The organism is Rhodococcus sp. USK13 (assembly GCF_018343855.1).
In the GTDB taxonomy this organism is placed as follows: Bacteria; Actinomycetota; Actinomycetes; order Mycobacteriales; family Mycobacteriaceae; genus Rhodococcus_F; species Rhodococcus_F oxybenzonivorans.
In genome coordinates this window covers 3123697-3143021 of sequence record NZ_CP069242.1, presented here as the reverse complement: position 1 = coordinate 3143021, position 19325 = coordinate 3123697, and the positions used below count along the sequence as shown (strand labels likewise).

At 66.3% G+C, this 19325-nt stretch carries 19 protein-coding genes; 8 read left to right on the top strand and 11 right to left on the bottom strand.

The features are described from left to right. Positions 1-41 precede the first annotated feature (41 nt). Together JQT59_RS16975 and JQT59_RS16970 are read left to right on the top strand one after the other, a co-directional pair. On the top strand, positions 42-737 hold the full coding sequence (locus JQT59_RS16975; protein WP_109331819.1) for a metallophosphoesterase family protein: 696 nt from the start codon (positions 42-44) through the stop codon (positions 735-737). Then, positions 727-1593: a chromosome partitioning protein ParB gene (locus tag JQT59_RS16970; protein WP_213577063.1), complete on the top strand. Its 867-nt coding sequence runs from the start codon at positions 727-729 to the stop codon at positions 1591-1593. Before JQT59_RS16975 ends, JQT59_RS16970 begins: the two co-directional genes overlap by 11 nt. On the opposite strand, the gene JQT59_RS16965 is transcribed toward JQT59_RS16970, so the two are convergent. After that, complete coding sequence (locus JQT59_RS16965) at positions 1580-2689, bottom strand: winged helix DNA-binding domain-containing protein (protein ID WP_249354502.1); 1110 nt, start codon at positions 2687-2689, stop codon at positions 1580-1582. The genes JQT59_RS16970 and JQT59_RS16965 overlap by 14 nt on opposite strands. A 79-nt stretch (positions 2690-2768) precedes the next feature. On the opposite strand from JQT59_RS16965, the gene JQT59_RS16960 reads away from it, so the two are divergent. Next, positions 2769-4280, top strand: coding sequence for an MFS transporter (locus tag JQT59_RS16960; protein ID WP_249354500.1), 1512 nt, complete (start codon positions 2769-2771; stop codon positions 4278-4280). 16 nt (positions 4281-4296) lie between these two features. Here the strand turns inward: JQT59_RS16960 and JQT59_RS16955 are convergent, their stop codons facing one another. The 6 genes from JQT59_RS16955 to JQT59_RS16930 all read right to left on the bottom strand — a co-directional run bounded on the left by JQT59_RS16955 (position 4297) and on the right by JQT59_RS16930 (position 10386). Then, the gene (locus tag JQT59_RS16955; RefSeq protein WP_213577062.1) at positions 4297-5466 is read right to left on the bottom strand and encodes an ABC transporter ATP-binding protein; all 1170 of its coding nucleotides are present in this window, start codon (positions 5464-5466) and stop codon (positions 4297-4299) included. Between the two features lie 4 nt (positions 5467-5470). Further along, a complete protein-coding gene (locus JQT59_RS16950) occupies positions 5471-6301 on the bottom strand; it encodes a carbohydrate ABC transporter permease (RefSeq protein WP_159925433.1) in 831 nt (276 codons plus the stop codon). A gap of 2 nt (positions 6302-6303) precedes the next feature. Further along, a complete protein-coding gene (locus JQT59_RS16945; RefSeq protein WP_109331838.1) occupies positions 6304-7251 on the bottom strand; it encodes a carbohydrate ABC transporter permease in 948 nt (315 codons plus the stop codon). Beyond that, positions 7248-8567 (bottom strand): ABC transporter substrate-binding protein, encoded by a 1320-nt coding sequence (locus JQT59_RS16940; RefSeq protein WP_213577809.1) that lies wholly within the window; start codon positions 8565-8567, stop codon positions 7248-7250. The genes JQT59_RS16945 and JQT59_RS16940 overlap by 4 nt, the downstream gene beginning before the upstream one ends. Before the next feature lie 297 nt (positions 8568-8864). After that, positions 8865-9356 (bottom strand): general stress protein, encoded by a 492-nt coding sequence (locus tag JQT59_RS16935; protein WP_109331840.1) that lies wholly within the window; start codon positions 9354-9356, stop codon positions 8865-8867. 67 nt (positions 9357-9423) lie between these two features. Beyond that, positions 9424-10386, bottom strand: coding sequence for an HpcH/HpaI aldolase/citrate lyase family protein (locus JQT59_RS16930; protein ID WP_213577061.1), 963 nt, complete (start codon positions 10384-10386; stop codon positions 9424-9426). A gap of 72 nt (positions 10387-10458) precedes the next feature. Here JQT59_RS16930 and JQT59_RS16925 point away from each other — a divergent pair, with 72 nt between their 5' ends. The 5 genes from JQT59_RS16925 (at position 10459) to JQT59_RS16905 (ending at position 15839) form a co-directional block, all read left to right on the top strand. Next, positions 10459-11730 carry a magnesium transporter MgtE N-terminal domain-containing protein gene (locus JQT59_RS16925; protein WP_213577060.1) on the top strand — a complete coding sequence of 424 codons (1272 nt, stop codon included), beginning with the start codon at positions 10459-10461 and terminating at the stop codon, positions 11728-11730. Next, complete coding sequence (locus JQT59_RS16920) at positions 11727-12248, top strand: DUF1003 domain-containing protein (protein ID WP_109331843.1); 522 nt, start codon at positions 11727-11729, stop codon at positions 12246-12248. The genes JQT59_RS16925 and JQT59_RS16920 overlap by 4 nt, the downstream gene beginning before the upstream one ends. A gap of 133 nt (positions 12249-12381) precedes the next feature. Beyond that, positions 12382-13521: a lytic transglycosylase domain-containing protein gene (locus JQT59_RS16915; RefSeq protein WP_502939831.1), complete on the top strand. Its 1140-nt coding sequence runs from the start codon at positions 12382-12384 to the stop codon at positions 13519-13521. 285 nt (positions 13522-13806) lie between these two features. Next, a complete protein-coding gene (locus JQT59_RS16910) occupies positions 13807-14679 on the top strand; it encodes a lytic murein transglycosylase (protein ID WP_213577058.1) in 873 nt (290 codons plus the stop codon). Positions 14680-14702: 23 nt separating this feature from the next. Then, a complete protein-coding gene (locus JQT59_RS16905) occupies positions 14703-15839 on the top strand; it encodes an Mrp/NBP35 family ATP-binding protein (protein ID WP_208961115.1) in 1137 nt (378 codons plus the stop codon). A 59-nt stretch (positions 15840-15898) separates the two neighbouring features. On the opposite strand, the gene tatB is transcribed toward JQT59_RS16905, so the two are convergent. The 4 genes from tatB to sigE form a co-directional block, all read right to left on the bottom strand. Further along, positions 15899-16324 carry a Sec-independent protein translocase protein TatB gene (gene tatB / locus JQT59_RS16900; protein ID WP_213577057.1) on the bottom strand — a complete coding sequence of 142 codons (426 nt, stop codon included), beginning with the start codon at positions 16322-16324 and terminating at the stop codon, positions 15899-15901. A 68-nt stretch (positions 16325-16392) separates the two neighbouring features. Beyond that, positions 16393-17913 carry a S1C family serine protease gene (locus tag JQT59_RS16895; RefSeq protein ID WP_213577056.1) on the bottom strand — a complete coding sequence of 507 codons (1521 nt, stop codon included), beginning with the start codon at positions 17911-17913 and terminating at the stop codon, positions 16393-16395. A 112-nt stretch (positions 17914-18025) separates the two neighbouring features. Beyond that, positions 18026-18370, bottom strand: coding sequence for an RNA polymerase subunit sigma-70 (locus tag JQT59_RS16890; RefSeq protein WP_213577055.1), 345 nt, complete (start codon positions 18368-18370; stop codon positions 18026-18028). Between the two features lie 16 nt (positions 18371-18386). Next, complete coding sequence (sigE, locus tag JQT59_RS16885; RefSeq protein WP_374433207.1) at positions 18387-19052, bottom strand: RNA polymerase sigma factor SigE; 666 nt, start codon at positions 19050-19052, stop codon at positions 18387-18389. Positions 19053-19325: the final 273 nt, after the last annotated feature.

The following is a 19325-nucleotide window of genomic DNA, read 5'->3' as shown; positions in this document are numbered from 1 at the left end:
CTCACTCGTCCCCCGGCCTCTCGAGCCGGTAGCGTCGGGCCATGGTCTCGGTACTCGCGGTCTCCGACGAGACGATCGAGTCGTTGTGGACCCCGCAGGGGCGCACCATGAAGGTCGACCTCGTCCTCGGTGCCGGTGATCTGCCCTTCGACTATCTCGAGTATCTGATGGACGCACTCGATGCACCGTGCGTGTTCGTGCCCGGCAACCACGACCCCGACCTTTCCGGCTATTCCGCGGGCCGTGTCGGATGGATGCGTTCCGGCATGCCGTCGACCTGGCCCGGCCCGTGCGGCGCCGTCAACGCCGACGGACGGATCGTCCGCATCGCCGGACTGCGGATCGCCGGCCTGGGCGGATCGATTCGGTACAACGACGGCCCCAATCAGTGGACCGAACGGCAGCAGCGCCGGCGTGCCCGCAACTTGGCCATGACGAGTGCGTGGCATGCGCGCCGATCCGGAGTAGCCGGTGTCGACGTGCTCCTCACGCACAGCCCGCCGCGCGGAGTCGGTGATCTCGAGGACCCGCCGCACCGCGGTTTCGAGTGTTTCGAGCAGCTGGCCGCACGGTTGCAGGCTCGGACACTCGTTCACGGCCACGTGCACCCGTACGGGACGACGCCCGTGGACAGAGTGCTCGGCTCCACGACGGTGATCAACACGGTCGGGTTCACTCTCATGGAGATGTCTTCGGGTACCGAACCGACGATCGTGAGGCGACGGCATGGCACGTGACACCGGTTTCCCCTCCGCCGACGCGGAAAACGACTTCACCCGTCAGCGCCGCCGCGCCGAGCTTTCCCGGCTGGTCAGCTGGTTACGCAGGGAACCGGACGACGTCAACGAGATCCTGCCGTTCGACGAAGTGGTGGCCGCGCTCGGGAGGATCGGCGAGCGGTCACTGGGGTTGCAGGTGATCCCCGTCAACTCGATCGTCGGGAGCGTCGACCGCACCAGTGACTTCGACCGGTACTTCCGTCCTACGTCCGCCCGGATACGCGAACGCTGGCAGCGGCTGGCCGCAGCGCAGCGCCGCGGCGAGTCGGTTCCGCCGATCCAGGTGTACAGAATCGGGTCGATGCACTTCGTCAGCGACGGCCACCACCGTGTGTCCATCGCCTACGCGATGCACTGGAGCACCATCGATGCGTACGTGACGGAGATCCTGACCCGGATCTCGCCGGACGGCATCACGCAGCGCGGCGATCTGCTGATCAAGGACCATCGCCGGCTGTTCCTGAGCCGGGTACCCCTCACCGGCGCCCAGCGCAAGGCGGTGACGGTCACCGATCCGTGGGAGTACGCGGAAATCAGCGAGTGCGTCGAGGCCTGGGGGTTCCGTCTCATGCAGGAGATGGGCGAGTTCGTGGGTCGCGACACCGTGGCGCGTCGGTGGTTCGGCGAGGAATTCCTCCCGGTCGTGCGCATGGTCCGGGCCGCCGACATGCTGCCCGACCACACCGATGCCGAAGCCTACCTGTGGGTGGCTCGAGAACGGTATCGCCTGGTGCGCCAACATGTCTGGAACGACGAGATCATCGCCGAACTGAGCCAGCGGGCGCCCCGCAAGCACCGGTCTACGAGTCCGTGAACCGCACCTCCCGAGTGACGGCCTCGGGGTGTGCGAACTTCAGCAATCGGCGACCCTCCGCTTCGATGGCCGGCCGATGAGACTTGGCGATCGTGGTCAACGGCTCCACCTCGAGAATCACCCCGTCCTTCCCCACGGTCGTGGTCGTGAAGCCCGCGACCCTGCCGCCCACCAGCACAGCAGGCTTGATGATCCCGTTCTGAGTGAAGACCCGCTTCCGCACCTCGTCGTCGAGAATCCGCCTGCGATCCGCATGGGAAAGAAGCACATTGTCGAAGGGCGCGAGGATGCGCACCGGCGCAGGCACCCCAGCCTCCGGCCGCGGCGCGTCCGGAAGGTCGAAAAGTTCCGTTCCCGATTCCGCGGTGAACACCCGCAACTGCGGGCGCAGCTCGTCCAGGATCTCGCCGAGCCGGGTCAAGCCTGACCACGCCTGTGAATCCAGGGCACTCGCCGGGCCGAACGCGGCGAGGTAACGCAGGACCATCGTCCGTAGTGACGGCGCCGGGTCGAGTGGTTGCCCCACCCACGACTCGAGTGTCGCCAGCGCGGGCTGTCCCGACCTGCCCCACAACCCCCGCGGTGGCACCTGGACCATCGGCACGAGCCCGCGCACCCCGTGCGCGAGCGCCGCGCCGTCGCGTCCGGGAAATTGCGCCTCGAGTAGCGGCCGCATCTGCAGTTGCGTGCGCGGCCGATCCCGGACGAGGTCGCGGCCTGCGGCGGCGAGGGCGGCGACATCGATCCCGTCGAGGTGTGCACGGTACTGCGTGTTGGTGCGCAGATCCCGATCGAGGAGCGGCTGGACCAGCGGGCGGAATGTCAGGGCGTCGGCCGCCGACAACGCGAACACGGTTCCACGCATGGCGACGATGCGCACCACTTCTCGTCGCTCGATGAGTTCGGAGAGGGCATCGGGCCGGAACTTCTCGATGCGTGCCCACAGGGCGAAATACGGCGGCATCGGGGCCTGAGCCTGCAGCCCGCACAAGTGCTCGATCATCTCGAGAGCCGGCGTTCCAGTTCGGCGTAGCAATCCCTGGCGGGCCAGCGTGGCCCGTCCCAGCGCCCGATCCGACATGCGTTCGGAACCCACCGCGTCGACCCCCTTTGTTAGTTAGCCCCAGTACCGTGTTTATCTGTCACTGTCGACAGGACGACGCACGGAGGACCACATGAGCGCAGAACCCGGGCCCACGCCGAGGATGCTGCTGCCGGTCATGTGCTTCATCGTCATGATTCTGGCGGTTCTCCAGACCTTGGTGGTACCGATCGTCGGCACGATCGGTACCCAACTCGAGGTCGGGCCCACCGCCGTCGGGTGGCTCCTCACCGCCAACCTGCTCGCAGCAGCCACTGCGACGCCCCTACTCGGCCGGCTCGCCGATCTTCGCGGCACACGCCCGGTGCTGCTCGGTGTGCTCTTGGTCGTGCTTCTGGGCTCGTTGCTCGGCGCGGTCGCCACGTCGATCGGTGTGCTCATCGTTGCCCGAGTGCTGCAAGGCGTCTCGTTCGCACTCTTCCCCATCGGAATTGCAGTCCTGCGCGACGAGCTGCCCCCCGAGAAGCTGACCGGGGCGATGGGCATTCTCTCGGGAACTCTGGGTTTCGGCGGATGTTTCGGGATCGTCCTGACCGGGGTGCTGGTCGCCGACGGCGCCGACTTCCACCGGATCTTCTGGCTCTCCTCTGCGATCACGCTCGCGGGTCTCGTCCTGGCGTGGTTCGCGATTCCCCGGCGCGCGCGGACGGGATCGGGATCCATGGACTGGGTCGGTGCAGTGGGTCTCGCCGCCGGGCTCGTCCTCGTCCTGCTCCCGCTGTCCGAGGGAAGCACCTGGGGATGGGGTTCGCCCGCCACCATCATCAGCGGTGCTGCCGGACTGCTCGTCCTGACCGGGTGGTTCCTGTACGAGCGCAGAATCGACCATCCGCTGGTGGCACCCCGGTTGCTCACCGATCCGCCGGTCCTCGTCACACACCTGTCCGCCCTCGTGGTGGGAATGTCGATGTTCGTGATGTTCCTGGGCAGTTCGTACTTCGTGCAGACGTCTCGTTCGGTCGCCGGGTACGGCTTCGGCGCCACCGTGCTCGAGGCCAGCACCGTGTACCTGTTACCCGGCGCGGTCAGCGGAGTCCTCGCCTCGATCCTCAGTGGCACGATGATCCGCCACGTCGGCGCGCGTGTCGTGCTCATCGGCGCCAGCGTCGTCGGCGTCGCAGGCTTCATCCTGTTCATCGTCGCCCACGACCACACCTGGCAGGTGATCACCGCCATCCTGCTGATCAACACCTACATCAGCCTTGCCTACGCGGCGCTGCCCTCGTTGTTGGTCGCCGAGGTCCGGCAGGACGAGACCGGCGTGGCCAACAGCATCAACTCGATCGCGCGGTCGGTGGGCAGCTCGTTCGCCAGCGCCCTCATCGCGACCCTGCTGGCCGAAATCACTCTCTCCGGCACCGACCTCCCGGCCGAATCCGCCTACCTCATCGCGTTCGTCACCGGCGCCGTTGCCGCCGCTCTCGCCGGGCTGCTGCCCTTCTTCGGTATCACCCGCGTGATCCGCATACCCTCCGACGCGGAAGAGGACGAGATCCATGCCACCGCGCTCGCCGCCGAATGGGGCACGGTGGGCGGCCTCGGTGGCGCGAACACCGGCCCCGGCGAACGGCAGAGGACATCGTGACTCCTTGTCCCCTCGGTCAGCGAGTGATATTGGCCCCGGAATCCTGATCGAACACCGCAACTTTCGCGGGGTCGAACCACAACTCCACCGGGCTGCCCTGCGCCGCAGACGACTCGGTCGACAACCGGGCCACCAGATGTCCCCCGCCCGCGACCTCGGTGCCCGAATCGGCAGCGAGCTCCTCGAGTTCCCGCGAACTCACCTGTGGTCCTTCGGCGGAGAAGTAGACATACTTGTCCGAGCCCATCGACTCGAGCACCTCGACCTGAGCGGTGAACGTGGCACCAGCGGCTTTTTGATCCGCGTCGATCAACCCGGCGTCCTCGAAGTGCTCCGGGCGGATACCGACCACGACGTCCTTCGACGCCCCGGAGGAGGTGACCTTCTCACGCGAGCGCGGAGGCAGCACGAAGTTCCCGAGGGGAGTCGAAATCCCTTCCGCTGTCAGCTGTCCGGGGAAGAAGTTCATCGACGGCGATCCGATGAACCCGGCAACGAACAGATTGTTGGGATGGTCGTACAACTCCTGCGGTGCCCCGATCTGCTGGACGAGTCCCCCGCGCAGCACCACCACCCGGTCGCCGAGAGTCATCGCCTCGGTCTGATCGTGGGTCACATATACCGTGGTCGTTCCCAGACGTTGCTGGAGACGGGAAATCTCGGTGCGCATCTGCACACGAAGCTTGGCGTCGAGGTTGGACAGCGGCTCGTCCATCAAAAACGCCTTGGGACTGCGGACGATTGCCCGCCCCATCGCGACCCGCTGTCGCTGTCCGCCCGACAGATTGGACGGCTTGCGGTCGAGGTGCTGGGTGAGATCGAGGATCTTCGCGGCATCGTCCACCTTGGCCGCGATCTCCGACTTCGACATCTTCGCCAGCGTCAACGGGAACGCAATGTTCTGGCGCACCGTCATGTGCGGATACAACGCGTACGACTGGAACACCATGGCGATGTCCCGGTCCTTCGGCGCCTTCTCGTTCACCCTCTCGCCGGCGATGCGCAGCTCACCGGACGAAATGTCCTCGAGGCCCGCGATCATGTTGAGAGTCGTCGATTTGCCGCAACCCGACGGGCCGACCAGAATGATGAATTCGCCGTCAGCGATCGTAATGTCGACATCGCTCACCGCCCGCGCACCGTCCGGGTAGAGCTTGGTTACCTTGTCCAGCACAATCTCGGCCACAGGTTTATCCCTTCACTGCGCCGGACGTCAGACCGGCCACGATGCGTCGTTGGAAGAAGAGCACGAAGACGATGATCGGAATGGTGATCACCATCGCAGCGGCGGCGATCGACCCCGTCGGCTCTTCGAACTGCGAAGCGCCGGTGAAGTTGGCGATCGCCGCCGGTGCGGTGATCGAGCGCTCCGTGGAGGTCAGCGAAATCGCGAACAACAGGTCGTTCCAGCAGAAGATGAACACGAGGATTGCCGCGGTGACGATACCGGGCGCCGCAAGCGGTGCGACCACTTTCCGGAACGCTTGCGCCGGTGTAGCGCCGTCCATCTTGGCCGCTTTCTCCAGCTCCCAGGGGATCTCCTTGAAGAAGGCCGACAACGTGTAGATCGCCAAGGGAAGCGCGAACGTGATGTACGGCAGGATCAATCCGGCCCAGGTGTCGAACAATCCGAGTCGGCGCTCGATGTCGAACAGCGGGCTCACGAGGGAGATCTGCGGGAACATCGCGATCAACAGCGCCACCCCCACCAGGAGCTTCTTGCCCGGAAAGTCGAGGCGGGCAATCGCGTAGGCAGCCATCGTCCCGATCACCACTGCGATCACCGTGGCGATCAGCCCGATGCCGATGGAATTGATCAGCGCGCTGGTGAACGCGTCGGTCGAGAAGATTCCGCGGTAGTTGTCGAGCGTCCACTTCTCCGGGATGAGCTTGCCGTCCTTGATGGTGCCCGCGGGCTTGAACGACAAGCTGGCTATCCAGAGCACAGGAACGAGCGCATACAGCAGGACCAGCAAGTTGACCGCCGACCAGCTCAGCCTGCGTTGCCTTGTTTCGACCATGGTTATCGCTTTCCTTCCGTGTCGGACCCGGGAGCCGAGGCACCGAAGAGCTTGATGAAGACGAATGCGAGGACGGCCACGCAGAGAAAGATGAGAACGCTGATGGCCGAACCGATTCCGAGATTGAAGGCCTTGAACAGGTTGTCGTAGCCGAGGATCGACAGGGAGCCGGTGTCGTTGGCGCCCTTGGTGAGCACGTAGATATTGTCGAAGATCCGGAACGCGTCGAGGGTGCGGAACAACAACGCCACCAGGATGGCCGGTTTCATGAGCGGGAGAATGATGCGCACCAGCCGGGTCCAGGCCCCGGCGCCGTCGACCTGTGCCGCCTTGAGCAGATCGTCGGGTACCAGAGCGAGACCGGCCAGCAGCAGCAGGGCCATGAACGGCGTGGTCTTCCAGACCTCGGCGAGGACGATGATCGCGAGCGACGGAATCTGCTGCGTGAGGGGAGCACTGCCGTCGGGTAGCAGATTCGCGAGGTACCCGGTTCCCGGCGTCCACGCGTAGTACCAGCTGTAGGCGGCGGCCACGGTGACGATGCCGTAGGGAATGAGCACCACGGTCCGCACGAGCCCCTTGCCCACGATCGTGCGGTGCATGACCAGGGCGAGGATCAGACCCAGCACGAATTCGATCACCACCGACACGGCAGTGATGCCCACCGTGACCACGAACGCCTGCCACCAGTACCCGTCCGACAACACCGACACGTAATTGGCGAGGCCGACGAACTTGCGGTCGTCGGGGAACCGGAGGTCGTAGCGCTGCAGGCTCAACCACACCGCGTAGACCACCGGATAGGCCGTCACGGCAATCATGAGAATCGCAGCCGGTGCCACCAGCCACAGTCCCAGCCGGCGCTCGGCCTTCTTCCCCTCGGACACCTGTCTCTTCGTCGGCGCTGCCGGCTCGTCGGTCCGGTCCACCGGCACGGCTTCGGTCGTCACGGAATCAGTCCTTCCGAGTTGACCGCCTTACGCACCTGCTCGGCGAGTTCGTCGACGGTACGCGGCGGATCGATGTCACCGACCGGGTTCAACGTGGCGGTGATCAGGGTCGAGATGCTCTGGTAGGCGGGCGAGACCGGACGCACCGCCGCCGTATCGAGGCCGTCACGCACCTGCTGCCAGGCGGGATACGCCTCCTGGAACGCCGGATCGTCGTACAGCCTCGCCAACGTGGGCGGCACACCACCGTTGACGGCGTTGTTGCGCTGGTTCTCCTCGTTACGCAGGCAGGACACCGCTTCGAACGCGAGGTCGGGGTGCCGGCTGGTCTTCGCGACCGCGATGTTGAATCCACCGATCGTGACCTCGGCCGGCCGGCCGGGAATCACCGCGGGGTACGGAGCGGCGAGGAAGTTCTGCTGCCCGTCGACCGTGAGCACCGTGTTGCCGGTATCGACGGAGGTGGTGTTGCCCTTGTCGTCGACGAACGGCAGGTCACCCTTCTCCGCGTTCTCGATCATGCCGGGAAGCACGAAAGGCCAGTTGACCTCGAAGGCCGCGCGTCCGCTTTCCATGCCGAGACGGGACGACGCCTCGTCGCCCTGTGAAATGGACGGGTCGGCGCCCTGTGCGGTGGCTACTCGCTTCATCACCTCGAGGGCTTTCAGCGCACCGTCACCGTCCGCGACGGTCACGGTGGTTCCGTCCTCGCCGACGACGGAACCGCCCGCGCTGGCCAACAGGGTGTTGAACCACACCATCAAACCCTCGTACTGCTTACCCTGCACCCCGATCCAGCTGGGCCGGCCCTCGCTCGCCAGCCTCTCGGAGATATCGATCATCTGATCCCACGTCTGCGGCGGTTGCCCACCAGGCATGAGGTCCTTGCGGTACCAGAGCAACTGCGTGTTGGTGTTCAGCGGCGCGGCGTACAGCTGATCCTGCCACCGGGCCGACTCGAGGGGGCCTTCGAGCGTGCCCTCGGTGACCTCGGCCGCCACATCGTCGGGCAACGGCAATGCCCACCCCGCCTCGGCGAACTCGGCCGTCCACACGACGTCGAGCGTCATGATGTCGAGCGAGGTGTCGTTTCCGGTGAGGCGCCGGGCCAACTGCAGTCGCTGATCGTCTGCCCCCTTCGGAAGGGTGCGTTGCTCGATCGTGTATCGGCCACCGGCCGCGGCCGTGCAGTTGGCCGCGGCCTCGGCATACTGTTCAGCACCGTCGGCCGCCGTGTAGAAGCTGAGCACGGTGCCGTTGTCCGGTGCACCGCACGCCGCCAGCAGCGGAACCGTCAGGACCGTGGCCGCGCCGATGAGACCCCATCTGACTGCGAGTCCGGGCCTGCCCGGACGACCGGATTCTGTCGATGTACGCCGCACAGCCGCCTCCTCGAGCGGTCCTCACGAACCCAGTCGCGGTACGGCTGGCACGCAGGCCCGCACAGTGGTTCCTGCCGGATCGTGCAGTCCGCCAGGTCACGGTTTCACCGAGGGGAAGACCCCTCGCATTGCGCCGTAAACCTATCCGAGATCGACCTGAAACTGGCGGAAATCACCGCGAACGGGACGAAAAGCGCGCAATCCGTAATACGAGCCCGCCCACGTCCCGGTTCAGAGCGCCAGCTTGGCCAGCATGTCGCGCGCCGCCTCCGCGGTCTTCGGCTCACACAGCACGTCGTATCGCCCGGCGACCAATTGCATGGTGGACGCGAAGTCACGGGTACCGCGAGTGGCCGCATACGGGATGGTGGTGGAGATCAGCCCGAAGATGATGCCGCCGACGATGCCCACCACGAGCGGTGCGAGGAATCCACCCGTGACGATACCCAGCAGAAGGCCGAAGAAGACACCGAGCCAGGCACCTGAAACGATGCCGCCGCCAATGACTTTGGCCCACGTCAACCGGCCGAGTACTCGCTCGACCTGCATGAGGTTCACTCCGACGATGGTGACGTCCTCGACCGAGAACTCCTGATCCGACAGGTAGTCGACGGCACGCTGCGCCTCCGCGTACGTCGGGTACGAACCGATGGGCCAGCCCGTGGGAGGTTCCGGCAGAGCCCCTCGCCGCGCCCCGTTGGACTGTCCGAGTGGATTCGTCATCGTCAGCTGGTCTCCTCGTGTAGTTCTCTCAGGATCGATCCTGTGAGAACCATTCTGCCTGTTTACGCTAACCCTCGTCGGGCGGCGTGAACTCGGAGGTCCGCGTCATTCCCGCGGCCCGGCCCTTGGCCGAGATCACGAGGGCCATCTTCCGACTGGCCTCGTCGATCATCTCGTCACCGAGCATCACTGCGCCACGTCCTCCGCCGGCCGCCGACGTGTGGAACTCGTAGGCGTCGAGGATCAGTTCGGCGCGGTCGAAATCGCTCTGTCGGGGGCTGAACACTTCGTTGGCCGCATCGATCTGCGTGGGATGCAGCACCCATTTCCCGTCGAAACCCAGAGCTGCAGTGCGCTGGGCAGAACGCCGGAACGCCTCCACGTCGCGGATCTGAAGATACGGCCCGTCGATGGCCTGGATGCCGTGTGCCCGTGCGGCCATGAGGATCGTCATCAGTATGTGATGGTAGGCGTCACCGCGGTCGTAGCCGTCCGGCTGTTCCCCGACCACCAGCGTGCGCATGTTGATACTCGCCATGAAATCCGCCGGCCCGAACACCAGCGTCTGCACCCGGGGACTGGCCGTTGCGATGGCGTTGATGTTGGTGAGTCCGATGGCGTTCTCGATCTGCGGTTCGATCCCGATCCGCCCGACCTCCAACCCGTTGGCCTTCTCGATCTGGGTCAGCAGTAGGTCGAGGGCCTGAACGTGGCTGGCGTCGGGCACTTTCGGCAGCAGAATGGCATCGAGGTGCGCGCCCGCACGCCCGACGACCTCGGCGACGTCGCCATGTGTCCACTCGGTGGTGCAGTCGTTGACCCGCACGACCTTGATCTGATCTCCCCATCCGTCCTCGGCAAGGGCGTCCGCGACGGTGATGCGGGCTTCCTGCTTCGCCAACGGCGCCACGGCGTCCTCGAGGTCGAGGAACACCTCGTCCGCGGGAAGCCCCTTGGCCTTGTCGATCATCTTGCGACTGCTGCCCGGAACAGCCAGAACCGATCGGCGTGGCCTGAAGACGGAACTCATGACGGACGATCCTCCACTTTCCGCAGGTGTTCGATTCCCTGGATCCCCATCCGAGGATCTAGCCTGGCAATCATGGCAGCTGCGAACAAGGTTTTTGCAGCCAGGCTGGCCGGCCTGGTGGTACTCGGGCCCGACGGTGAGTCGATCGGCCGGGTGCGGGACGTGGTCATCACCGTTCGCATCGGGCGCCAGCAACCGCGGGTGCTGGGGCTGGTCATCGAATTGTTCACGCGCAAGCGCATCTTCGTGCCCATGCTGCGGGTCACGGCGATCGAGCCGGGTTCGGTGACACTGACCACGGGGAACGTCAGTCTGCGCCGGTTCACGCAGCGTCCGGGCGAGGTTCTCGCGCTCGCGCAGGTTCTCGATTCTCGCGTGCGGGTGGACGACCCGGAACTCGAGGAACTGCACGGAGTCGACACGGTGGTGGTCGATCTCGGCATCGAACTGACCCGTAGTCGTGACTGGGTGGTGTCGAAGGTCGCGGTGCGCGGCCATCGCGGCCGGCTCGGCCGGCGTACCGCCATTCACATCGTCGAGTGGCAGCACGTGCAGGGGCTGACGCATTCCGATCTGTCGATGCCGGGCCAGGGGGTGTCCGCACTCCTGATGCAATACGAGGGCATGCGTCCCGCCGACGTGGCCAACGCCATGCGTGAGCTCCCGGACAAACGTCGGCACGAGCTCGCACTCGCTCTCGACGACGAGCGCCTGGCCGACGTCGTGCAGGAGTTGCCGTCCGATGATCAGACCGACCTTCTGATGCACCTCGAGGTGGAGCGGGCCGCCGACATCCTCGAGGCAATGGATCCGGACGACGCCGCCGACCTTCTCGGCGAACTGCCCGAGACGGAAGCAGAATCACTGCTTCAACTGATGGACCCGCAGGACTCGGAACCGGTCCGAAGGCTGCTCGAGCACTCGCCGGACACGGCCGGCGGTCTGATGACTCCCGAACCGGTGGTGCTGACGGCGTCCACAACGGTGGCGGAGGCATTGGCCCGCGCGCGCAACGAGGATGTGACGCCCGCGCTCGCGAGCATGATCTTCGTCGTCAGGCCCCCGACAGCCACGCCGACCGGCCGCTATCTGGGATGCGTACACCTGCAGAAGCTGCTGCGGGAACCACCCGCAAGCCTCGTGGGTGGTCTGCTCGACACCGGTCTCCCACGTCTCGCGGCCGACGACTCCCTGGCTGCCGTCACGCGGTACTTTGCCAGCTACAACCTCGTGTGCGGTCCCGTGGTGGACGACGAGAATCACCTGATCGGCGCGGTCACCGTCGACGACGTCCTGGACCATCTCCTTCCGGAGGACTGGCGTGAAGAGGAGATCGACGGATGAGCGAGAAGGTCCCCAGCGTGTCGGCCCGTGGACTGTCGGATCGGCAAAGGCTCGACACCCCTCGCGGCGCCCGGCGCTTCCGCTTCACCTACGACGTGGAAGCCGTCGGCCGTGCAAGTGAGAACTTCGCTCGTTTCCTAGGGACCGGCCGGTATCTGGTGATCCAGACCGTGGTCGTGATCATCTGGATCGTCCTCAACATCTTCGCCGTCGAGCTGAAGTGGGATCCGTACCCCTTCATCCTCCTCAACCTCGCGTTCTCCACCCAGGCCGCCTATGCGGCCCCGCTGATCCTGCTGGCCCAGAACCGACAGGAGAATCGGGACCGCGTCTCGCTCGAGGAGGACCGGTCGCGGGCGGAACAGACCAAGGCGGATACCGAGTTCCTGGCGCGCGAACTCGCCGCCCTGCGCATCGCGATCGGCGAGGTTGCCACCCGTGACTACCTCCGCCGTGAACTCGAGGAGATCAAGACCCTGCTCGGCGACGAGGAAGAGGCCCGGCCCCGACGTAAATGATCGCCGGTCATTCGCGCATTCCTCGGCACACGCAGTCACGAATATGTAACGTCGATCACAACTTCTCAGATGTACGCGGTGTGCGACAAGCAAGAGCACCGCAGGGGGTGGTGGAGTGCGGATACGTGGACTGGTGACGGTTGCTGCCCTGACGGTGGGCGCCGCCGCAACGCTCGGATCCTCGACGGGTAGTTCCGGCCCTGTCTCGGCCGTCGACACCCGTCAGAACCCGGCGGTCGAGACGGCCGCGCTGGCGTCGGCCACGCGCCTGTCTCCGGTGAGTGAACCGCAGGACGCCTACCTACCGCCCGCAGGCTTCGTGGCGCCTGCGCCGCGGGTCGCGAGGTCGCAGCGCGCGGCGCCTCCGCCTCCCCCGCCCGCGGTGATAAATCCCACATCGCCCGCGTCTCCCACCGGAACAGGGTTGATCGCCGCACCGGTGATTCTCAGTTCGCTCGGCATCCCGGAAATCGTGCTCAACGCCTACCGCTCGGCGGAACTCACGTTGATGGTGGAGGCACCCAAGTGCGGGGTGCCCTGGCATTTGCTGGCGGGTATCGGGCGCATCGAATCGGGGCATGCCGGTGGAGGCCGGACAGACTCGTCCGGCACCACGGTCACCCCGATCCTGGGCCCCGTTCTGGACGGCCGGCTGGCCGGCAACGAGGTGATCCGCGATACCGACCGCGGCGCCACCGACGGCGACGCCGGACACGATCGGGCGGTGGGGCCGATGCAGTTCATTCCGTCCACGTGGGCGAAATATGCGTCGGACGGCAACGCGGACGGCGCTGCAGATCCCAACAACGTATTCGACGCAACCCTGGCCGCCGCCCGGTACCTCTGCTCGGGCGGACTCGACCTCCGTGATCCCCTCCAGGAGACCCGCGCGGTTCTTCGCTACAACAATTCGGGAACCTACGCCGCCAACGTCATTACGTGGTCGAACGCCTACCGGAACGGCGGCACGCCCACCCCGAGTCAGCTGTCCGACTCGAGCACTCCGCCGCCCGGTGGCCTCACCGACGCTGCAGCGAACGGATCCGACCTCGCCCGTGAGCTCGCGGCTCCACCGGAGCTCCCGCCCGACGCGACGCCGACCCCGACCACTCCGCCGCCTGCACCGCTGATCCCCGGCTTGCCTGCGCTACCCGCACTCCCGTGTGTGTTCTTCTGCCCACCTGCCGACCCGGCCGCTCCGGCACCCGCGCCGGCGCCTGCGGAACCGGCCGCTCCCCCGCCGGCAATCGCCCCGGCCGTGGGAGTTCGCTAGAAGTTTCCTCGATCGCCGTCGTCGCCCGGCCGAAGCCGGGCGGCGGCGGCGTTTTCGTATGCCTTCCGGGTTCTGGCGCCGCGGCGCGCTGCCTTCCGCGCTGAGCCGCATGCGGGCGTGACCTTTCCGTGTTCGTTACCCTTTCTGAACGGGTCCTTCAGGTAACAGACCCGCGCGTCTCACCCGTATTGATCACGGTTGCGTAACGGAAATGTCTCGAATCGGGTAGCCTCGTGCCGTCCAGTTCACAGGCACATCCCGAACGGGGTCGCAGGAGGCAATCGAGTGGGTCGGCACAACAAGAAGACGGATTCCCATATCCGCCGCAATTCGGTCATCGCGCTCACCGGACTGATTCCTATCGGTCTGGTCACCGCAGCCAACACGGCCGGCGCCACCCCCAAGGTCCCGTTCTTCAGCTCGGAAGCCGCCGCGGACGTCGCGGACGTTGCCCAGGAAGCGACCGCAGCACCGAACGCCGAGGCCGTCACCCCTGTCGCCGACACCGCCGCCGTGGAGGCCGCGCCCGCAGTCGAGCAGGCCCCCGCACCCGCCTTGGCCCCCGTTCAGGCCACGCCGCCGCTTCCGGCCAGCATCGCCCAGGGCGCCCTCGGCATACCTGCCATCAACGTGTCGGCCTACCAGAACGCCGAGCGCATTCTCGCTGTCGAGCAGCCCGGGTGCGGCATGTACTGGACGCTCATCGCCGGCATCGGCCGCGTGGAGTCGACTCACGCCTACGACGGCAAGGCCGACGACAAGGGCAACATGCTCGACGCCGTTCTCGGCCCGGTCCTCGACGGTCACCTCGCCGGCAATGCCGTGATTCGCGACACCGACGGTGGACGGCTGGACGGCGACAGCAACTACGACCGCGCGGTCGGGCCCACGCAGTTCCTTCCGGAGACGTGGAACCGCTACGCAGGCGACGGCAACGGAGACGGCGCCGCCGATCCGCAGAACCTCTTCGACTCCGCGCTCACCACCGGAAAGTATCTGTGTGACGGCGGTTTGGATGTCCGCGACCCGATCCAGGCGGCCAAGGCGGTCCACCGTTACAACAACTCGGCCGCCTACGTCGCCAATGTCTTGGCCTGGTCCGCGGGCTACGCCAGCGGTATCGTCCCGGCTGCGTCCGACCTGCCGCGCATCCACTGAGGACACATCCCTACCATTGAGTTATGTCAGTCCTGAGCGAGTCCGCTGTTCGTAGCGCCTTGGCGCGCGTCCAAGATCCCGAGATCCGGAAACCGATCACCGAACTCGGGATGGTCAAGAGCGTCGACATCGCCGACGACGACAGCGTCGACATCGCCATCTACCTCACCACCGCCGGCTGCCCGATGCGGACCGAGATCAGCGACCGCGTCACCAAGGCCGTGGCCGATGTGCCGGGTGTGGGCGCGATCCGCGTCGAACTCGACGTGATGAGCGACGAGCAGCGCACCGAACTGCGTAAGTCGTTGCGCGGCGACTCTGCCGAGCCGGTCATTCCCTTCGCACAGCCGGGTTCACTCACCCGCGTGTATGCGGTCGCCTCCGGCAAGGGTGGCGTCGGCAAATCGAGTGTGACCGTCAACCTGGCCGCGTCGCTGGCCGCTCGAGGTCTGTCCGTCGGTGTCCTCGACGCCGATATCTACGGTCACTCCGTTCCCCGCATGCTCGGCACCGACGCCAAGCCCACCCAGGTCGAGCGCATGATCATGCCGCCCGTCGCACACGACGTGAAGATGATCTCGATCGCCCAGTTCACTCAGGGCAACACTCCGGTGGTGTGGCGTGGCCCGATGCTGCACCGCGCGCTGCAGCAGTTCCTCGCCGACGTCTTCTGGGGCGACCTCGACGTCCTGCTCCTCGACCTTCCGCCCGGGACCGGTGACGTCGCCATTTCCGTGGCCCAGCTCATTCCGGGGGCAGAGATCCTCGTGGTCACGACACCGCAACAGGCGGCTGCCGAGGTGGCCGAGCGGGCGGGGGCGATCGCCTTGCAGACCCGTCAGCGCATCGTCGGTGTGGTGGAGAACATGTCGTGGATGGACCTGCCCGACGGCACCCGGATGGACGTATTCGGTTCGGGTGGCGGTCAGGCCGTTGCAGACCGGCTGACGAGGGCCGTGGGCGCCTCGGTTCCGTTGCTGGGGCAAATCCCCCTCGAGCAGGCGGTGCGTGAGGGCGGCGACGGCGGTGTGCCCATCGTGCTCGGTCATCCCGATTCGCCGGCGGCAATCGCCCTCCGCGAGGTTGCCGACAAGCTGGCGGTGCGCAAGCGGGGGCTCGCGGGAATGTCGCTGGGGATCGACACCACCCGCCACCTCTGAGGCGCTTCGCGCCTTTCTGGTAGCAGGAGCAACCGGAAGGGCGCACGTGCCCGGAGGGCCTAGGTTGCGTCGGTGTCGATGGGGGGACGTTCGCCTGCCGCGAGCGGCTTGTTCTGCGGCGGGGTGGGCGTCGACGGATCGGCGCTGACCGCCTTCGTTCCCGACTTGTCGAACGACACCGCATTCGGCTTGTCGAAATTGCCGGTGAGAATCGAATCGTCGCCGTCGAGCAGGTGTTTGGTGATCACGGCGCGGGGGGTCATACCGCGCAGCTGATTGAGGTCGGCCAGCGGCTTGCGGAGATCATCGAACTCCGGTCCGAGTTCATCCTTCAGTTGCTGGCTGGCGCCGCTCGCGTACTCGCGGACCTGCCGCAAGGATCGCGTGACCCAACTGACCGCTCCCGGAAGCCGCTCGGGTCCCAGAATGACCAGAGCTGCGACGAGGAGGACCATGAACTCGCCCCAACCAATGTTGCCGAACACGTGGTCAGCCTACTGTGCGGTGCGGGCCGACGCCCAGGCGGAAGGGGGAACTCACAGCGAATCGGGAGTCAGTCCGAGGCCGGGGTCACGTCGACGTCGACGAGCCGCCCCTCACGGATCAGCTGGACCCTCACCGGCTGGCCGATCTTCTGGAGGTTGACCGCGACGACGAGTTCATCTGCGCTGGTCACCGTCCGATCCCCCACCTTCACGATCACGTCCCTCTCCACGATGCCGGCCTGCGCCGCAGGACTGTCCGACTGGACGTTGGCCACCTCTGCGCCGCTGGTGTTGTCGTTGACCACGGTGCGCGCATTGACCCCGATTTCGGGGTGGTGCATCTCCCCGTCGCGAATGAGGGTTTGTGCCACCGTCGTGACGTCGTCGATCGGGATTGCGAAGCCGAGGCCCACCGATCCGCCGGACTCACTGAGCATGGCGGTGTTGATGCCGATGACGCGTCCGGTGTCGTCGACGAGCGCGCCGCCCGAGTTGCCGTGGTTGATCGCGGCGTCCGTTTGAACCGCGTCGATGACGGCGTTGGTGTCGGAGCCCTCGCCCGACAGCCGCATCGGCCTGTGCAGGGCGCTGACGATTCCGCGTGTGACGGTCTTGCTGAGGCCGAGCGGCGAACCGACGGCCACGACGTCCTCGCCTACCTGCACGTCCTCGGACCGGCCCAGCTCCGCCACGGTGAGGTTGTCGGCCGCCACCTTGAGTACGGCGAGGTCCGTCTTGATGTCGCGCCCGACGATCTGTGCCTCGGTTTTGGTGCCGTCCGCGAAGATCACCTGGATCTTGCCGCCGTCCGGCGCGGTGGCCGCGGCGGAGATGACGTGGTTATTGGTGACGATGTAGCCGGCACCGTCGATGACGACTCCAGAACCGGTGCTTCCCTGATCACCGACCGCCACCTGGATCGACACGACGGCGGGGAGCACGGCGTCGGCGACCTGCGCCACCTGCGACTGTCCGAGGTCTTCGTCTCCGCCGTTCTGCGCGAGCGTGACCCGCTGGCTGGTGAGGGAGCTGCGGTCGGCGGTGATGACCGCAGCGAGGAGCCCGCCGATCAGGCCGATCGCCAGTGCGAGTGCGCCCAATGCCGCGAGTGCGCGGGGTGCGACCTTGCCGCCGAAGAGGACTTCGCGGGCCGTGAGGGCCGGGGCAGGGGGCTCCGTACGTTCCCGGGCGTGCAGGGCGGGCGATCCCAGTTCGACTCCCGCTTCGGGGTTCCGCCAGGGGTCGGCAGGGGGCGCCTCGTCGGGCGCTGCTTCCGGTGTGGTGTGGGGATCGCGCTGGATGGTCTCCGTCTCACCGGGCGGTCGGCCGAAAGCCTCCGCGAGGACGGGGTCGGGGGCGCGAACCTTGACGGCCGGATCGCTCTCACGCTGAGCGCCGGACGGAGCGAAGGAGCCGGTGACCCCACCGGGACGGCCGAACGCACGACTGGACCCTGCGTCGATCTGCGGCCGGTAGACCGGTCGGGGGTCGAGTCTCGGAGCGTCGGCGGGCCGCAGGGCCCCGTCCTCCGACGCGCGAGCATCGGATTCCGCGGCGTCGGTACCCGGGGTCTTGTAATCCGCCGTCACGCTGTCGTGTCCCCCTCGTAAGAGTCAGTTCCGGGCCCCAGTATCACCGATGACTCCAGTATCACCGATGACTGCAGGCGCACGGACACCGCCGTCCCCGGTACCGAGAGGGTCAACGGCGCCAGCGCCGCGACCACAGCCGATTGCTCACCGTCGAGTCCGCAGTGGGTCCGGCAAACGGGGCCTTGTCCGCGGGTTCGCCCGAATTGCAGCTGGGGATCTGGCTGAGCAGACCGAGAAGCCCCGACGGCATCGCCACGTCGGCACTGCGACGGAGAGCCCGCCGTGCCTGCTGCTGTGCGTCCACCTCGAACGCGCACTCGGGGCAGATCGACAGGTGGTGGGCCGCCCGCAGGTAGGCGGACATACGGAGTTCACCGTCGACGAAGGCGGCGATCGCCTCACTCGCCAAATGCTCCGTCGAGCCAAATTGGCGAGGTACACGCCCCTGCGTCATTCGTCCCTCCTGATAACTACCCGACACCGATCTGATCGGAGTCAACCTTTCCGTTCACAGCCAGATGCTCACGCAGAGCCTGACGGCCGCGGTGGATGCGACTGCGCACGGTTCCGAGTTTCACACCCAGTGTGGCACCGATCTCCTCGTATGACAGACCTTCGATGTCACAGAGCACGACGGCGGCGCGAAACTCCGGTGCCAGCGAGTCGAGCGCTGCCTGCAGATCGGCGTCGAGCCGGGCGTCGTGGTAGATCTCCTCGGGGTTGGGCCCGTCGGCCGGGACCCGGTCGTAGTCCTCGGGCAACGCTTCCATGCGGATGCGGTTGCGGCGGCGGACCATGTCGAGGAAGAGATTGGTGGTGATGCGGTGCAACCAGCCTTCGAAGGTGCCGGGCTGATAGTCGGACAAGGAGCGGAACACGCGAATGAACGTGTCCTGGGTGAGGTCTTCGGCGTCTTGCGCGTCGCCCGACAACCGGTAGGCCAGACGGTAGACACGGTCGCCGTGTTCCCGGACGAGTTCATCCCAGGACGGCATGGCCGACTTTTCGCCGGTGGCGTCGAACACAGCGGTGCCCGTCAGCTCGGGTTCAGAGACGGCGTCACCACCGACCAGCACGGGCTCGACACCCGGCTGCTCGGTTCTGTCACCGTCTCGCGCCATTGTGTGGTTACTCATCGAGTTAAGTGGATCCTCCTGGTCAGGACCGCGGATCACGTCACGTGGTATTAGGGGACAACTCCCGACGGTCCGGAATTGTTCCCGGGCCCCCGCCTGTACTTCACCTCGTTGCAATCTGCCCGCCGTGCGGTCTTCGGATCTGGCGATGGTCATACTCTCTCCCACCGCGATATGTGTGTGGTGTGAGCAAGCTGAGCTAATCCTGAGAATCTCGTTGTTCACCGGGAACTGGCACACGCCGATCGGGCGGCATCGAGCGCGCCTCGCAGC

What these genes read in the sequence shown, in the direction of transcription:
- JQT59_RS16975 (WP_109331819.1), top strand. Translation starts at nt 42, where the DNA reads ATGGTCTCGGTACTCGCGGTCTCCGACGAGACGATCGAGTCGTTGTGG.
- JQT59_RS16970 (WP_213577063.1), top strand. Translation starts at nt 727, where the DNA reads ATGGCACGTGACACCGGTTTCCCCTCCGCCGACGCGGAAAACGACTTC.
- JQT59_RS16960 (WP_249354500.1), top strand. Translation starts at nt 2,769, where the DNA reads ATGAGCGCAGAACCCGGGCCCACGCCGAGGATGCTGCTGCCGGTCATG.
- JQT59_RS16950 (WP_159925433.1), bottom strand. Translation starts at nt 6,301, where the DNA reads ATGGTCGAAACAAGGCAACGCAGGCTGAGCTGGTCGGCGGTCAACTTG.
- JQT59_RS16935 (WP_109331840.1), bottom strand. Translation starts at nt 9,356, where the DNA reads ATGACGAATCCACTCGGACAGTCCAACGGGGCGCGGCGAGGGGCTCTG.
- JQT59_RS16930 (WP_213577061.1), bottom strand. Translation starts at nt 10,386, where the DNA reads ATGAGTTCCGTCTTCAGGCCACGCCGATCGGTTCTGGCTGTTCCGGGC.
- JQT59_RS16925 (WP_213577060.1), top strand. Translation starts at nt 10,459, where the DNA reads ATGGCAGCTGCGAACAAGGTTTTTGCAGCCAGGCTGGCCGGCCTGGTG.
- JQT59_RS16920 (WP_109331843.1), top strand. Translation starts at nt 11,727, where the DNA reads ATGAGCGAGAAGGTCCCCAGCGTGTCGGCCCGTGGACTGTCGGATCGG.
- JQT59_RS16905 (WP_208961115.1), top strand. Translation starts at nt 14,703, where the DNA reads ATGTCAGTCCTGAGCGAGTCCGCTGTTCGTAGCGCCTTGGCGCGCGTC.
- JQT59_RS16890 (WP_213577055.1), bottom strand. Translation starts at nt 18,370, where the DNA reads ATGACGCAGGGGCGTGTACCTCGCCAATTTGGCTCGACGGAGCATTTG.
- sigE (WP_374433207.1), bottom strand. Translation starts at nt 19,052, where the DNA reads ATGAGTAACCACACAATGGCGCGAGACGGTGACAGAACCGAGCAGCCG.